Annotated in this window: 13 protein-coding genes; 2 read left to right on the forward strand and 11 right to left on the reverse strand. The window is 74.6% G+C overall.

The features are described 5' to 3' along the window. Window positions 1-43 precede the first annotated feature (43 nt). The 5 genes from OO48_RS25635 to OO48_RS25655 all read right to left on the reverse strand — a co-directional run bounded on the left by OO48_RS25635 (window position 44) and on the right by OO48_RS25655 (window position 4,964). A complete protein-coding gene (locus OO48_RS25635) occupies window positions 44-526 on the reverse strand; it encodes an Asp23/Gls24 family envelope stress response protein (protein WP_033220335.1) in 483 nt (160 codons plus the stop codon). Window positions 527-665: 139 nt separating this feature from the next. Then, window positions 666-1,466 carry an enoyl-CoA hydratase/isomerase family protein gene (locus tag OO48_RS25640; RefSeq protein ID WP_033220337.1) on the reverse strand — a complete coding sequence of 267 codons (801 nt, stop codon included), beginning with the start codon at window positions 1,464-1,466 and terminating at the stop codon, window positions 666-668. A gap of 241 nt (window positions 1,467-1,707) precedes the next feature. Next, a complete protein-coding gene (locus OO48_RS25645; RefSeq protein WP_014138756.1) occupies window positions 1,708-1,941 on the reverse strand; it encodes a helix-turn-helix domain-containing protein in 234 nt (77 codons plus the stop codon). Window positions 1,942-2,305: 364 nt separating this feature from the next. Beyond that, window positions 2,306-3,904, reverse strand: coding sequence for an ABC-F family ATP-binding cassette domain-containing protein (locus OO48_RS25650; RefSeq protein WP_033220339.1), 1,599 nt, complete (start codon window positions 3,902-3,904; stop codon window positions 2,306-2,308). Between the two features lie 148 nt (window positions 3,905-4,052). Further along, entirely contained in the window at window positions 4,053-4,964 is a 912-nt protein-coding gene (locus tag OO48_RS25655; protein WP_033220341.1) for a PQQ-binding-like beta-propeller repeat protein, read from the reverse strand. 199 nt (window positions 4,965-5,163) lie between these two features. Between OO48_RS25655 and ypfJ the strand changes: the two genes are divergently transcribed. Continuing rightward, on the forward strand, window positions 5,164-6,051 hold the full coding sequence (ypfJ, locus tag OO48_RS25660) for a KPN_02809 family neutral zinc metallopeptidase (RefSeq protein ID WP_033220343.1): 888 nt from the start codon (window positions 5,164-5,166) through the stop codon (window positions 6,049-6,051). A gap of 104 nt (window positions 6,052-6,155) precedes the next feature. Next, the gene (locus OO48_RS25665; RefSeq protein WP_033220344.1) at window positions 6,156-7,238 is read left to right on the forward strand and encodes a glycoside hydrolase family 26 protein; all 1,083 of its coding nucleotides are present in this window, start codon (window positions 6,156-6,158) and stop codon (window positions 7,236-7,238) included. On the opposite strand, the gene OO48_RS25670 is transcribed toward OO48_RS25665, so the two are convergent. The 6 genes from OO48_RS25670 to OO48_RS25695 form a co-directional block, all read right to left on the reverse strand. Further along, the gene (locus tag OO48_RS25670) at window positions 7,215-8,396 is read right to left on the reverse strand and encodes a GNAT family N-acetyltransferase (RefSeq protein ID WP_051732771.1); all 1,182 of its coding nucleotides are present in this window, start codon (window positions 8,394-8,396) and stop codon (window positions 7,215-7,217) included. The genes OO48_RS25665 and OO48_RS25670 overlap by 24 nt on opposite strands. Then, window positions 8,393-9,046, reverse strand: a complete 654-nt coding sequence (locus tag OO48_RS25675; RefSeq protein WP_051732773.1) for a YveK family protein — start codon at window positions 9,044-9,046, stop codon at window positions 8,393-8,395. Before OO48_RS25675 ends, OO48_RS25670 begins: the two co-directional genes overlap by 4 nt. A 63-nt stretch (window positions 9,047-9,109) precedes the next feature. Continuing rightward, entirely contained in the window at window positions 9,110-10,384 is a 1,275-nt protein-coding gene (locus OO48_RS25680) for a glycosyltransferase (RefSeq protein ID WP_063830738.1), read from the reverse strand. Beyond that, window positions 10,381-11,181, reverse strand: coding sequence for a polysaccharide deacetylase family protein (locus OO48_RS25685; RefSeq protein ID WP_033220345.1), 801 nt, complete (start codon window positions 11,179-11,181; stop codon window positions 10,381-10,383). Before OO48_RS25685 ends, OO48_RS25680 begins: the two co-directional genes overlap by 4 nt. Continuing rightward, window positions 11,171-12,970 (reverse strand): lipid II flippase MurJ, encoded by a 1,800-nt coding sequence (locus tag OO48_RS25690; RefSeq protein WP_051732775.1) that lies wholly within the window; start codon window positions 12,968-12,970, stop codon window positions 11,171-11,173. The genes OO48_RS25685 and OO48_RS25690 overlap by 11 nt, the downstream gene beginning before the upstream one ends. Further along, complete coding sequence (locus OO48_RS25695; RefSeq protein ID WP_051732777.1) at window positions 12,967-14,289, reverse strand: O-antigen ligase family protein; 1,323 nt, start codon at window positions 14,287-14,289, stop codon at window positions 12,967-12,969. The genes OO48_RS25690 and OO48_RS25695 overlap by 4 nt, the downstream gene beginning before the upstream one ends. Window position 14,290: the final 1 nt, after the last annotated feature.

The raw sequence follows: 14,290 nt of genomic DNA on the forward strand, positions 1-14,290 counted from the left end.
TCACGACTCACTGCCACGATTCACTGCCACGGCTCACTGCACGTCACTGCACGCGGGGGCGCTTGCCGGAGGACTGGGACTCCTCGTCCTCGTCCTCGTCCGGGTCGTCGGGCAGGTGGACGTCGTTCACGGCGATGTTCACCTCGACCACCTCCAGGCCGGTCATCCGCTCGACCGACTCGATGATGTTCGCCCGCACCTCGGCGGCCAGCCTGGGGATCACCACCCCGTACTCGACCACCAGCGCGATGTCGATGGCGGCCTGCTTCTCGCCGACCTCCGCCTTGATCCCGCGCGAGACACCGGACTTCGAGCTCGAACCCGGCACCCGGTCCCGCATCGCGCCGAACGTCCGGGAGAACCCGGACCCCAGGGCGTGGATGCCCGAGACCTCCCGGGCGGCCATGCCGGCGATCTTCTCCACCACTCCGTCGGCGAGGGAGGTGCTCCCGCGCTCGCCGGGCGACCGCTTCTCCGGCGCGTCCTTCTGCAGGTCCGCGGAGGTGGGGGTGTGGGGCTGCGTCATCTCGGTTCTCCTGACGTTCGACACCAGCTATATCGCAAACCATCCCAACCCTGACATTTCGCCACGCGCACCGCACCACAGGCGCGTACAAGCAGGGGGTGCGGCGGAACCCGCCGCACCCCCGTCCGGAATCTCCCGGCTACATCCCCGCGAGGTCGCGGAGCCGGCGCGCCTGCGCCTCGCGCTCGGCGGCGCGCTGCTGGTCGTAGGTGCGGTCGGCGGCGCCGCGCAGGAGCGCCTTGGTCTCGATGACGGCGCCGCGCGGGGCGGCGAGCAGGGCGGCGGCCAGGTCGGCGGCGGCTGCGCCCAGGTCGGCGGCGGGGACGGCGAGGTTGGCGAGGCCGGTGGCGACGGCCTCCTCGGCGCCGACCCGGCGACCGGTGGCGCAGATCTCCAGGGCGCGGGCGTAGCCGACGAGTTCGGTGAGCGGCTTGGTGCCGGCGAGGTCGGGGACCAGGCCGAGCGAGGTCTCCTTCATGGCGAACTGGACGTCCTCGGCGACGATCCGCAGGTCGCAGGCGAGGGCGAGCTGGAAGCCGGCGCCGACCGCGTGGCCCTGGACGGCGGCGATGCTGATCAGGTCGTTGCGGCGCCACCAGGTGAACGCCTCCTGGTAGGAGGCGATGGCGGCGTCGAGTTCGGCGTCGGCGGAGGCGGCGAGCCGCAGGAAGCCGGTCTCGCCGGGGATGCCCTCGGGGGTGAACATGGCGCGGTCGAGGCCGGCCGAGAAGGAACTGCCCTCGCCCCGGAGCAGGACGACCCGGACGCTGCCGGGCAGGGCGCGGCCGACCGCGGCGAGGGCGCGCCACATCGCGGGGGTCTGGGCGTTGCGGCGGCTCGGGTCACAGAGGGTGACGGTGGCGAGTTCGCCGTCCAGGTCGAGGCGGACGCCGGCCTTCTCCCACGCGGTGCGGTCGACGTCGGGGGTGTCGGTGGTCATGGCGGAGCTACCTTCCAGCGGCGGGGCGTGGGACACCCGTCGACCCCGACGGGCTACTGGAGGGTAACAAAGCCCCCGGCGCGCGTACAGCACGTGCGGCCGGGCCGGAAACGGCGGACGGCGGCGCGGGAGGGACCCGGCCGCCGATCCGTGGTGGAACGTCGTGCGTGGCGAGCAGCGCAGTGGTGAAGCGCGGGCGGACGGGGCTGCTCGGGTGCCGCCCGCCCGGATTGACGGACCGTCAGGAACCGGCTGCGGCAGCGGCCTTGCCCTTGCCGCGGGTGGCGCCGCCCCGGCCCCGGAGGTTGACCCCGGACTCGCTGAGCATCCGGTGGACGAAGCCGTAGGACCGGCCCGTCTCCTCCGCGAGGGCGCGGATGCTCGCCCCGGAGTCGTACTTCTTCTTGAGATCGGCCGCGAGCTTCTCACGCGCGGCACCTGTTACCCGGCTGCCCTTTTTCAGAGTCTCGGCCACCCGTGCCTCCTCGTAGAGGTGATCGGTCAGATTCCCATGATCACCCATTGCCCCGTTCCTGGCCACCCATTCGACAAGGTCCGTCACGGGAAAGCGGGCTCGAGTGGTGGTGCGCGCTCCGCACCAGGGCGCTCACGGAGGGTGCGCACGCCCCTCCGGGATTCGCGCCGGTGAGCGAATCCGCTGATCAGCCCGGACCGTCAGCGGGCAAACCGCGCACTCCGGGACGGGGAACGGCGGGCGTCCTCCCGGTGCCCCCGGCGTCGACGCGGGACGAGTTCCCCTCGTACCGGAAACGGACCCCGCGTCTACGCGCGAGGTCCGTGCGGCGGCCCGGAGCGGGCCGGCGGGCGGCCGGACGGGGTCAGGCCAGCGACACCAGGTCGTGGTAGGCGGGGCTCCACAGGTCCTCGACGCCGTCGGGCAGCAGGATGATCCGCTCCGGCTGGAGCGCCTCGACCGCGCCCTCGTCGTGGGTGACCAGGACGACCGCGCCGCTGAACGAGTGCAGCGCGCCGAGGATCTCCTCGCGGCTGGCCGGGTCCAGGTTGTTGGTCGGCTCGTCGAGCAGCAGCACGTTGGCGCTGGAGACCACCAGGGTGGCCAGCGCGAGCCTGGTCTTCTCGCCGCCGGAGAGCACGCCGGCCGGCTTGTCCACGTCGTCCCCGGAGAACAGGAAGGAGCCGAGGATCTTGCGGATCTGCACCAGGTCGGTGTCCGGCGCGGCGGAGCGCATGTTCTCCAGCACGCTGCGCTCGGGGTCGAGCGTCTCGTGCTCCTGCGCGTAGTAGCCGATCTTCAGGCCGTGGCCCGGGATCACCTCGCCGGTGTCCGGCTTCTCCACGCCCGCCAGCATCCGCAGCAGGGTGGTCTTGCCCGCGCCGTTCAGGCCCAGCACCACGACTCGGGAACCGCGGTCGATCGCCAGGTCGACGTCGGTGAAGATCTCCAGCGAGCCGTACGACTTGGACAGGCCGGCCGCCGTCAGCGGGGTCTTGCCGCACGGGGCCGGGTCCGGGAAGCGCAGCTTGGCGACGCGGTCGGACTGGCGGACCTGCTCCAGGCCGGAGAGCAGCTTCTCGGCGCGGCGGGCCATGTTCTGCGCGGCGACCGTCTTGGTCGCCTTGGCGCGCATCTTGTCGGCCTGCGCGTTCAGCGTGGCGGCCTTCTTCTCGGCGTTGGCCCGCTCGCGCTTGCGGCGCTTCTCGTCGTCCTCGCGCTGCTGCTGGTACTGCTTCCAGCCCATGTTGTAGATGTCGATGGCGGAGCGGTTGGCGTCCAGGTAGAAGACCTTGTTGACGACCGTCTCGACCAGGTCGACGTCGTGCGAGATGACGATGAAGCCGCCCTTGTAGGTCTTGAGGAAGTCCCGCAGCCAGGCGATCGAGTCGGCGTCGAGGTGGTTGGTGGGCTCGTCGAGCAGCAGGATGTCGGCGTCCGAGAAGAGGATCCGGGCCAGCTCGACCCGGCGGCGCTGGCCGCCGGAGAGGGTGTGCAGCGGCTGGCCGAGGATGCGGTCGGGCAGGCCGAGCGCGGCGGCGATGGTGGCGGCCTCGGCCTCGGCGGCGTACCCGCCCTTGGTGAGGAACTCGGTCTCCAGCCGGGCGTACTTCTTCATCGCGTTGTCCCGGGTGGCGCCCTGGCCGTTGGCCATCCGGTCCTCGTTCTCGCGCATCTTCTTCAGCACGGTGTCGAGGCCGCGGGCGGACAGGATGCGGTCCCGGGCCAGGACGTCGAGGTCTCCGGTGCGCGGGTCCTGCGGGAGGTAGCCGACCTCGCCGGAGGAGGTGACCGTGCCGCCGGCCGGGAGGCCTTCGCCGGCCAGCACCTTCGTCAGCGTGGTCTTGCCCGCGCCGTTGCGGCCGACCAGGCCGATCCGGTCGCCCGGGGCGATGCGGAAGCTGGCGGACTCGATCAGGATGCGGGCACCGGCACGAAGCTCCAGGGCGTTCGCGGAAATCATGGCTGGGGTCTCTCCTCGACGTGGGTATGGCACTCAGCCATTGGGTCCAAGTCTACGGGAGGGCCGGAAAGCCTTTTCTCGACCCGGGGCGCGGCACCGGACCCCGCCGGACCGGGCCCGGCGGCGGTGCCGGCCGGGCCCGGGACGGTCACTTGTCGCAGGCCGGGCGGGCCGCGGCGAACGGGGCGGCGGTGCCGCAGGCGGCCTCCCGGCTGCCCTGCGCGGTGTCGTACACCCAACTGCCGATCACCGGGCCGTCCTCGATCGAGACCCGGTGGCCGCCCAGCGGGCGCATCACCACGTCGGGGCCGGTGTTGAGGAAGTTGCCGTGGTCGGCGAGCGAGAACACCATCACGCCGCCGGGCAGTTGCCGGGAGCCGGCGCCGCTGCCGGGCGGGCACAGCCGCGGGACGAGCACCGCGTCGTCGGTCTCCGCGGCGCGGGCCGGGTCGAAGTCGCAGCCCGCCGGGGGGCGGGAGTTGAAGCGCAGGTCGCCGTCGCGCTCGCGGAAGCCCATCAGCAGGTCGGGGGTGACCACCGTCACGAACGCGTCGTTGACCCGGTCCGGGGACGGGTGCAGGGCCGCGGCGGCGCGCTCGGCCATCAGCTTCTTGCGCTGCCCCTCGGTGCGGTCGTCCGCGCCCGGCTCGCCGTCGGCGCGCAGCCAGTCGGCCAGGCCGGGGACGCCGCGGTGCCAGCGCACCGAGTGGTCGCCGGTGTTGACCGCGGTGACCATGCCGTCGTCCCAGACCACCACGGCATCCTCGCCGACCAGCGCGAGGTGCAGCGCGGTCGCGCCCTCGCGGCGGTAGGACCACAGGCGCTCGCCGTTGGTCTTCGAGTAGGCCTCCACGCCGGGGCCCACCTCGAAGTCGGTCTGCTCCGCGCTGGTCGACTGCGCGCTCACCGGGCTGGCGTCCGAAGCGCCCGGGACCACCCGGTCGCCGAAGGGCTCGGGACGGTTGGCGTGGGCCGCCGCACCGGCCGCGAGGACCAGCAGGACGGCGGCGGCGGGCAGGACCGATCGGGGGGACAGGCTTCTCAGCGGGTTGAAGGACACGGCGGGAGTTTATCCGGCGGGCACCGACAGAACCCTCGGGTTTAACGACCCCCGGGCCCTGGCGTGTCACCGCCGACGGGCTTTATCCGGGCCTGACGCGACCTGGGCCGACCTGCGTCGCAGTGGGCCCCGCGCATGCTCCTGGGCGGTCGGGGTACGCCTTCGACAGGCCCACGGACTGTTACACAGGTGAGACGGAATGCAGTTTGACGACGACGCGCAGCTCGACACCTCGCAGGTGCAGGACCGGCGGGGCATCCCCGGCGGGGGGCTGACGATCGGCGGTGGCGCGCTCGGCATCCTCGGACTGCTGGCGGCACTGCTGTTCGGGGTGGACCCCGGCCTGTTCGGCTCCTCCGACCAGCCCGCCGCGCCGCCGGTCGGCAAGGCCACCAGCTCCGCGCAGCTGGACGCGGCCTGCCGGACCGGCGCGGACGCCAACGAGCGGCAGGACTGCCGGGCCCTGGCCGTGGTCAACAGCGTCCAGTCGTACTGGCAGGGCGAGTTCAAGGCCCGCGGCCGCGACTACGCCCCGGCGCAGAGCGTGCTGTTCACCGACCGGGTGGCCACCGCCTGCGGCACCGCGACCTCGGCGGTCGGCCCGTTCTACTGCCCCGGCGACCGCAAGGCCTACTTCGACCTGGGCTTCTTCGACGACATGGGCCGGCAGCTGGGCGCGCAGGGCGGGCCGTTCGCGGAGGCGTACGTGGTGGCGCACGAGTACGGGCACCACGTGCAGAACCTGCTGGGCACCACGGCCCGGGTGGGCGGCGACCGGCAGGGCGCCGACAGCGCCTCGGTGAAGCTGGAGCTGCAGGCCGACTGCTACGCGGGGGTGTGGGCGCACCACGCCACCACCACCCCGCAGCCGTCCACCGGGCGGCCGCTGATCACCCGGCTGACCGACCAGGACATCGCGCTGGCCCTGGACGCCGCCGAGTCGGTGGGCGACGACCGCATCCAGCAGCGGGCCACCGGGCGGACCAACCCGGAGACCTGGACGCACGGCTCCTCGGAGCAGCGCAAGCAGTGGTTCACCACCGGCTACCGCAGCGGCGACATGGCCCGGTGCGACACCTTCGGCTGACCGGCCGCCGGGTTGACCCGTTGGGGTGACATGCGACATTTATGACGTTCCGTCAGGCTAGGCTCCTGGGGCCGGAATCACCCCTGGACCCGTACGGAGAGCCCATGCGTCTCGGCCGCCTGACCCTGGCCGCCGCCGCGCTGCTGCTGGTCACCACCGCGAGCGTGCCCTCCGGCACCCCGCTCAGCCAGACCGAGCGCCACGCGGCGCTCTCCTCGGACGCGATCCAGCCGCGCGGGGCGGCGCCGCGGCCGGTGGTGCAGCGGGCGGTGCACGAGGTGCCGTTCGGCGCGTTCGTCGGCTCCTGGAGCGACTACATCCCGAACATCGCCCGGATGTCCTCCTGGCTGAGCAACGCCAACATGCAGGTCGGCCACACCTACCTGGCGGGCAACGGCTGGCAGGACGTCGAGGGCGAACCGGCCGTCCTCGGCCTGTGGTCGCAGTGGCGGCAGTCCGACCCGGGGCGGCGGCTGGTGCTCGGCGTGCCGATGCTCGTCCCCAACGAGGGCAACGTGCCGGACGCCGAGGTGGCCCGGCTGCTGGCCCGCGGCAACCAGGGCGAGTTCGACCAGCACTTCCTGCGCCTGGCCCGGAAGCTGGTGGCCTTCGGCGGCGGCGACACCGTCATCACCCTGGGCTGGGAGATGAACGGCGTCACCTACACCTCGCGCTGCAAGCCCGACCCGACGGCCTGGAAGGCGTACTGGCGGCGGATCGTGGGCGTGATGCGCTCGGTGCCCGGCCAGCACTTCTCCTTCGACTTCGTCCCCACCCGCGGGCTGGACGCCGTCCCCTGGACGCGCTGCTATCCCGGTGACGACGTGGTCGACATCATCGGCATGGACAACTACGACCAGCCCGCCGGCGGCACCTTCGACGAGTACGTCTCCGAGCCGTACGGGCTGCAGGACCAGGTGGAGTTCGCCGCCAAGCGCGGCAAGCCGGTGTCCTACCCGGAGTGGGGGCTGTTCCGCAACGGCGACAACCCGGAGTTCGTCCGGCGGATGGTGGAGTGGATGCGCACCCACGACACCGCCTACCAGACCGTCACCGACTACTGCCCGCACGGCTTCTGGCAGTGCAAGGACAACCCGAAGTCGGCAGCGGTGTACCGGCAGTTGATGTCGGGCTCCTCCGGGGCGGTCGGGCCGGTGAAGGCCTCACCGCAGTCTCCGCTGCGATAGCGCCTCCTTCAGCCGGGGCATCCGGGTGCGCAGCAGGTGCACGGCGGCGGTCCGGGCCCGGACCCGCAGCGCGCGGGCGGCCGCCCAGGGGGCGAGCCGGCCGGGGCCGAGCACCAGGCGCTGGTTGTGCAGCCGGTCCGGGCGCCAGCGCTGCTTGTAGGGCTCCTGGCCGCGCAGCAGGCTGAGCACCGGGATGCCGGCCGCGCGGATCTCGTCCAGGGCGGCGCCGAACAGCAGCCCGGCGATGTCCAGCTTCTCCCGGAGCTTCGGGTGCGCGCCGTACATGTACAGGCCGCCGAACGGGGCGCCGAGGATCACCACGTTCACCGCGACCACCTCGCCGTCCAGCTCGAAGCGGTGTATCACCGCCCGGCCGGTCGCCACCAGGCCGGTGGTCGACTCGGTCAGGTGCTCGGCGAAGCGCGCGGTGCGGTGCTCCGGGGTGACCCCGCGGTCCTGCCACTGCAGGATGTGCAGGCGCAGCAGCTCGCCGACGGCGTGCGGGACCTCCTCGGCGGTGGCGGAGTGCACCACGACGCCGGACTCGGCGATCTTGCGCAGCTTGACCCGGCTGCGCTGGGCGGTCTTGCCGGGCAGCCGCTTGAGCAGCTCGTCCATCGGGACGGCCGGCAGGTACTGGCAGAGCGAGTCGGTGTACCGGTGCCGGCGGCCACGCCAGTGCGCGTACACCCGCTGCACGGCGGCCGAGGGGTGCACCTCGCGCAGCTCCAGGCTGTGCCAGGGGCGGCGCAGCGGGAGGGCCGCGGCCAGTTCGGCGGCGGCCCGGTCCGCGCAGTCGTCGTCGAGCAGCACGTCGGTGAAGTCGACCAGCCCCGCGCCCAGGTTGGTCAGGCCGCCGAACGGGCCGCGGCGGAGCAGCGCGGCGGCGCCGACCAGCCGGCCGTCGCGGCGGACCAGCACCAGCACCAGCGCGCCCGGGCGGCCGTAGGCGTTCCACCAGGAGCGCAGCCAGGGCGCGGCCTGGAAGGCGGTGGCGGTCGAGCAGCGGCGGTGCAGGTCGTCCCAGTCGTCGGCGAACCGCTCCAGGGCGTCGTCGGCGCGCAGCACCTCGGCGGTCCAGCACTCGCGGTCGGCGGCGTCGCGGGCCGGCTGGGCGGGCACCCGGGGGCCGGCACCGAGCCGCTGGCGGAGCTTCACCGGGCCGCCGCCGGCTCGGCGGGCTCCGCCTTCGCGACCGGAGCGGCGGCGGGCTCGGCCTGGGCGGGCAGCGCGGCCTCCGGCGCGGCGGGGCCCCCCTTGCGGCGGGTGAGCATCGCCAGCGCGCCCAGCAGCACGCCGGCGGCCGCGCCGACCGCGGTGTCCAGGCTCGCCGACGGGGAGGACGGGGCGTCGGGTTCGGCGGCCGCGGCCAGCGGGACGAGCCGGACGCCGGTCTCCTTGCCGCTGCCGTTGCCGAACGCGATCAGCGACTTGGCGACCGCGTCGGCGTTCCGCACCGCGTCCTCGCCGCGGGCGCCGGTGCCGGTGATCTCGATCACCGGGGCGTCCGGCGAGGTGGTGCCGCGCACCAGCCCCGCCAGCGTGGTCACCGAGTGGCCGGTCTCGGCGGCCGCCCCGATCAGCACCTGCGGCTGGCCGGCCAGCCGGCCGTACGCCTGGGCGAAGTTGACGGCGGTGGAGCTCTCGCCGGGGTTGTTCGGGACGACCACCACGTAGGAACTGGCGGCGTAGCTGGGGTGCGAGACGGCGGCGTAGCCGGCGCCGGCCGCCGCACCGAGCGGCACGGCGACGGCCAGCGGCCACCAGCGGCGGGCCAGTGCGCGGACGCTGCGGCGTGGTTCGGGCATCGGTGACTCCAGGAGGGTCGTAGGGGTGAACGGTTCGGTGGGTGGCGGCGCGGCGCCGGGGCGCTAGGGCCGCCGACCGCCGGGGCGCCAGGGCCGCCCGCCCGGCTTCCGCCGCGAGGGCGGCTGCCCGGCGGCGCGCCGGGACGGCGGAACGGACGCCGACGGGACGGCGGGGGCACGGCGGGAGCCTCCGTCCGGGGCGCCCGCGGGCTTCCGGCCGGGGCGGCGGGGGCCGGGGCCGGGGAGCGACTGGCGGTAGAGGACGGCCAGTTCGGTGGCGATGCGGGCGATGTCGTAGTGGGCGACGGCCGGGGGGACCGGGAAGGGGCCGGGGCGGATGGTGGCGAGGAGGGCCAACTCGCGGGCGTAGGGCTCGGGTTCGGAGGGGAGCAGGCGGGCCTGGGGGGCGGCGTCCGGGGGGAGTTCGGCGAGGGCCGGGCAGGCCGAGTGCAGCAGGGGGAGGCCGGCGGCCAGGCCCTCCAGGGCGGCGAGGCCGAAGGTCTCCTCGCGGGAGGGGGAGACCAGCGCGTCCACGGCGGTGAGCAGTTCGGGCACGTCGTCGCGTTCACCGGTGAGCACCAGGCGGTCGCGGACGCCGAGTTCGGCGGCCCGGTCGAGCAGGGCGGCCCGTTCGGGGCCCTCGCCGATCAGCAGCAGCCGGGCGTCGGGGAGCCGGACCAGTGCCTCCAGCGGCACGTGGAAGCGTTTGCCCGGCACCAGCCGGCCGACCGCGCCGATCACGAACACACCGATCGGCAGGCCGAGTTGGGCGCGCAGCCGGCCGCGGTGGGCGGCCCGGACGGCGGGGGTGAAGCGGTAGCGGGCGGCGTCCACGCCGTTGGGCAGCAGACGGACGCGGTCGGCGGGCACGCCCCATTCGCCGAGGACGCCGGCGACCTGGCCGGAGACCGCGAGCGTGGTGGTGCCGAGCCGCTCGGCGCCCAGGTAGAGCGCCTTGACGCCGCGCGAGGTGGGGCGGCCCTCGATCACCCCGGACTGCAGCGAGTGCTCGGTGGCGATCACGGTGCGGACGCCGGCCAGCCGGGCGGCGAGGCGGCCGTACAGCATGGCCCGGTACAGGTGGGTGTGGACCAGGTCGTAGCGGCCGGCCCGGATCAGCCGGGTGAGCCGGGGCAGCACGCCGAGGTCGCGGTTGCCGCGCATGTCGAGGTGGTGGACGGTGAAGCCGTCGGCGCGCAGTTCGCGGGCGACCGCGCCCGGGTTGGTCAGGGCGGCCACCTCGTGCTCCTGGTCCTCGGGCAGGTGCCGCAGCAGGAGGGCGAGTTGGCGCTCGGCTCCGCCCGCGTGCAGGCCGGTGACCACGTGCAGGACTCTCATCGGGGCTCTCCCGCGGCGGCCTTCGGCAGCTGCTTCGGCGGGGCCCAGCGCAGCCCGGTCACGGCCTCCCGCCAGCGGTGCCGGCCGTGTTTGGCGCGCAGCCGCCAGGCACCGTCCCGGTCGCCGACGTAGCAGCGCGGCAGGGCGTGCCGGCCGGTCAGCCAGGAGTGGTCGATGGCGCAGGCGTAGTCGTACCCGGCGTCCTGGACGGCGCGGGTCGCGGGCAGGTCGACCGCGCCGTAGGGGTAGCAGAAGCCGGTGACCGGGCCGCCGAGCAGGTCCTCCAGGGCCCGCCGACTGTCCGCCGTCTGGCGTTCCAGGGCGGCCGGGGAGAGCCCGGGCAGGGCCTGGTGGCCGAGGCCGTGCGAGCCGATCTCCCAACCGGAGCCCGCGAGTTCGACCACCTGCTGGACGGTCAGCAGCTTCTTGCGCGGCCCCTCGGCGTCCCAGTCGTTCTCCCGGCCGAGCAGGTCGGGGACGACGTACGCGGTGGCGGTGAAGCCGTACTCGCGCAGCACCGGGACGGCGTGCCGGGCGAAGTCCGCGTAGCCGTCGTCGAAGGTCAGGCCGACCAGCCGGGACTCCCGGCCGCGGGCCTGCGCGGCCAGCAGTTCGCGGACGCTGACGCCGCGCCGGCCGGTGCGGTGCAGCCAGTCCATCTGCTCGGCGAAGCGGTCGGGGCTGACGGTGAGCAGGTACGGGTCCTCGTCCTCCTCGGCCACCGAGTGGTACATCAGGATCCAGGGCGCGAGCCTGGGGGTGAGCGCCTGGGCCGGCAGGCGGGGATCAGCGGCCATGCGGCTTCCCTTCGGCGACGGTGGACGGGACGTCGGCGGACGGAGCGTCCGCGAGCTGTGCGCCGGCGGGCCGCCGGCCGCGGGAGCGGGCCAGCAGGCCGAGCACCGGGCGGCGCACCTCGGCGGCGCCGAACAGCGCGCCGAGGACGGCGAAGACCAGCAGGACGGTGGCGCCGCCGAGCAGCGCGGCGGGCAGCGGCCCGTCCGCCGTCCGGGTGGCCAGCCAGCCGAGCGCGGCGGCGGCGACGGCGGCGGCCAGCAGCCTGGCCTGGCCGCCGAGGACCAGGGGCAGCCGGAGCGCGACGCCGCGCAGCATCAGGCCGCGCAGCAGCAGCGCCGCGGTGGTGGTGATGCCCGCGGCGTTGCCCGCGGCCAGGCCGAGCGCGCCGAAGTCCGGGGCGGCGCCGACGCCGACGGCGACGGTGACGGCCAGGCCGAGCAGCATCGCGCCGACCGGGTACCAGTCCGGCCAGGTGACCCGGTCGCCCTCGGCGCGCGGGGCGTCGGCGCGGCGCACCACCGGGCGGACGCAGAAGTACGGCCGGACCATCACGCCGATCATCGCCTGCGCGGGCAGCCCGAAGGAGTAGACCCGGATCAGGGCGGCGGTGGCGGAGGTGTCGGCCGGGCCGAACGCGCCGCGCTCGAACAGCAGGGCGACCAGCGCGGGGGCGCAGGCCATCAGGAAGGCGGTGCCGAGCAGCACCAGCGCGGTGGCCTGCCCGATGTCCTTCTCGACCCGGTCGCGGGCCGCCGTGAAGTCTCCGGCGGCCATCGCCCGGGCCACCACCGGGAAGGTCACGGTGACGATCAGGATCGCCGAGGTCATCGCCAACTGGCTGACCTTCGCCGCGTAGTTGAGGTGCGAGATGGTGCCGGGCGGCAGGCCGGAGCCGAGGTAGCGCTCGATGAACACCTGGGCCTGCCGGGTCAGCGTGAACGCGGCGACCGGCAGCAGCACCAGCGGGATCAGCACCAGCCGGCGGGCCGAGCCCCGGCGCAGCCCGCGCCGCCGCCCGCCGGAGCGCAGCCGGCGGGCGAACGGCAGTAGCAGCACGCCGGCCATCAGCGCGCTGCCGACCGCGACGCCGATCGCCGCGGAGCGCACCCCGAGCAACCGGTGGCCGCTGAGCAGCAGCGCCAGGATGCCCAGGTTGTACATCACGTAGATGACGGCGGGCGCGGTGAAGGAGTGCAGGGCGCGCAGCGCGGAGGCCAGGTACCCGGCGACGCCGAACGGCAGGATGGTGAGCGCGGTGATCCGGGTGCAGGCGACGGCGAGCCGCGGGTCGGCCAGGCCGGGGGCGAGCAGGTCGACCAGCCGGGGCGCGCCGAGGGCGACGGCGCCGGAGAGGGTGCACAGTGCGAGCAGCAGCCAGGGCAGCGTGGAGCGGGTCAACTGCCGCACCGGGTCCGGCCCGTGGGGGCGCTCCTCGCGCAGCACCAGGGCCAGGCTGAAGGCCGGGACCATCAGGAACGCCATCGCGTCCTCGATCAGCAGCGGCGCGGCGGTCTCCGGGACCGTCCAGGCGACCAGGAAGGCGTCGGTGCCCTGGTTGGCGCCGAAGTAGCGGGCCAGCAGCAGGTCGCGGAGCAGGCCGAGGGCGGAGCCGGCCGCGCTGAGCAGCGCGGTGACGCCGAACGCCTTGGCCAGGAAGCCGCGTCGGGCCGGTTCGTCGCTCGCGCGCGGGGCGGGGACGGCGACGGCGGAGGCCGCGGCGGGGGCGGTCTCGACGACGGCGGTCTCGACGGCGGTGGCGGGCCGGGCCACCGGCTGGTCTGTGGTCATGCGCCGTCCGCTTCGCGGGAGTCGGGGCGGGGGAAGGCGGTACGGGCGGCCAGGCCGAGCACCACGGAGGTCAGCACGGTGGTGGTGCCGCCGATGTCGGCGTAGAGGAAGTCCCAGAGCACCCAGCTGAGCAGGGCGAGCGCGGCCAGGCCGGGGCCGGCGGCGCGGCGCAGGCAGCCGAGCAGCAGGGCGAGGAACAGCGCGAGGTAGGCGATGACGCCGAGCAGGCCCTGCTCGCTGAGCACCAGGAAGTACATGTTGTGCGGGGAGAGCAGCGGTTCGCGCTGGAAGCCGATGGTGGGGTCGGCGGCGTCGCTGCCGGAGGAGAGCCGCAGCGGGGCGTGGCTGTCGCGCAGTTGCTGGAAGGCCTTCGGGCCGGCGCCGGTCATCGGGTGGTCCTGCCAGATCCGGCCGGCGGTGGCCCACAGGTCGTAGCGGTCGGAGACCGACTGGTCGGGGGCGGCGGAGACCGAGCCGATCGAGCCGAGCCGCTCGGTGACGCCGGAGGCGCCGAGGCCGAGCCCGCCGACCAGCACCACCGCCGCGGCGGCGGCGATCAGCACGCCCTTGACGGCGAGCCGGGCGTCGGCGCGCAGCAGCAGCACGCCGGCGGCGACGGCGGTGGCGATCCAGCTGCCCCGGCTGAAGGAGACCGCCAGCGGGAAGGCCAGGAACGCGGCGCTCGCCCACATCGCGCGGCGCAGCACCCGGCTGCCGCCGGGGCGGCGTTCGGCGAGCGCCAGTCCGAGGGCGGCCAGCACCCCGTACGAGACGACGGTGGACATCGCCATGACGTCGAGGGCGCCGAAGGTGCCGACGGCACGGATCGGCTGGCCGGTGTAGGAGGCGCCGGTGCGGGTGAGGTACTGGTTCGCGCCGACCGCGCCCTCGATCAGGGCGGCCAGTACGAAGGAGCCGAGCACCAGCCGCCGGTCGCGGGTGTCGCGGACGGCGAGCAGCACCGCGGCGGGGACGAGCACGAAGATCTGCACCAGCCGGACGAAGCCGGTGACGCTGCTCGCCGGGTCGATGGAGTGCAGGGTGGCGACGGCGGCGGCCAGCACGACGCCGCCGAGCAGCGCGCAGACGGCCGGGTCGAGCCGGGGCAGCCGGCCGCGCAGCAGGTCGAGGGCGATCAGCCCGACCAGGGCCAGCGAGGCGAGGTCGGCCGGGGTGACGTGCACGGACGCGGAGACGTCCTTCTCCCCCGCCGGCACGCACACCAGCAGCACGGTGGCCGCCGCGAGCCAGCTCGGCCGGGCCGGTACTATCCTGGCCAACCGCTGTGCCGGGTGCGGAAGTTGGAGTGCGATGGCCATG

Origin of the sequence: Kitasatospora phosalacinea (assembly GCF_000716545.1) — a bacterium.
GTDB lineage: Bacteria > Actinomycetota > Actinomycetes > Streptomycetales > Streptomycetaceae > Kitasatospora > Kitasatospora phosalacinea.

What these genes read in the sequence shown, in the direction of transcription:
- OO48_RS25685 (WP_033220345.1), bottom strand. Translation starts at nt 11,181, where the DNA reads ATGGCCGCTGATCCCCGCCTGCCGGCCCAGGCGCTCACCCCCAGGCTC.
- OO48_RS25650 (WP_033220339.1), bottom strand. Translation starts at nt 3,904, where the DNA reads ATGATTTCCGCGAACGCCCTGGAGCTTCGTGCCGGTGCCCGCATCCTG.
- OO48_RS25695 (WP_051732777.1), bottom strand. Translation starts at nt 14,289, where the DNA reads ATGGCCATCGCACTCCAACTTCCGCACCCGGCACAGCGGTTGGCCAGG.
- OO48_RS25675 (WP_051732773.1), bottom strand. Translation starts at nt 9,046, where the DNA reads ATGCCCGAACCACGCCGCAGCGTCCGCGCACTGGCCCGCCGCTGGTGG.
- OO48_RS25665 (WP_033220344.1), top strand. Translation starts at nt 6,156, where the DNA reads ATGCGTCTCGGCCGCCTGACCCTGGCCGCCGCCGCGCTGCTGCTGGTC.
- OO48_RS25690 (WP_051732775.1), bottom strand. Translation starts at nt 12,970, where the DNA reads ATGACCACAGACCAGCCGGTGGCCCGGCCCGCCACCGCCGTCGAGACC.
- OO48_RS25680 (WP_063830738.1), bottom strand. Translation starts at nt 10,384, where the DNA reads ATGAGAGTCCTGCACGTGGTCACCGGCCTGCACGCGGGCGGAGCCGAG.
- OO48_RS25640 (WP_033220337.1), bottom strand. Translation starts at nt 1,466, where the DNA reads ATGACCACCGACACCCCCGACGTCGACCGCACCGCGTGGGAGAAGGCC.
- OO48_RS25635 (WP_033220335.1), bottom strand. Translation starts at nt 526, where the DNA reads ATGACGCAGCCCCACACCCCCACCTCCGCGGACCTGCAGAAGGACGCG.
- ypfJ (WP_033220343.1), top strand. Translation starts at nt 5,164, where the DNA reads ATGCAGTTTGACGACGACGCGCAGCTCGACACCTCGCAGGTGCAGGAC.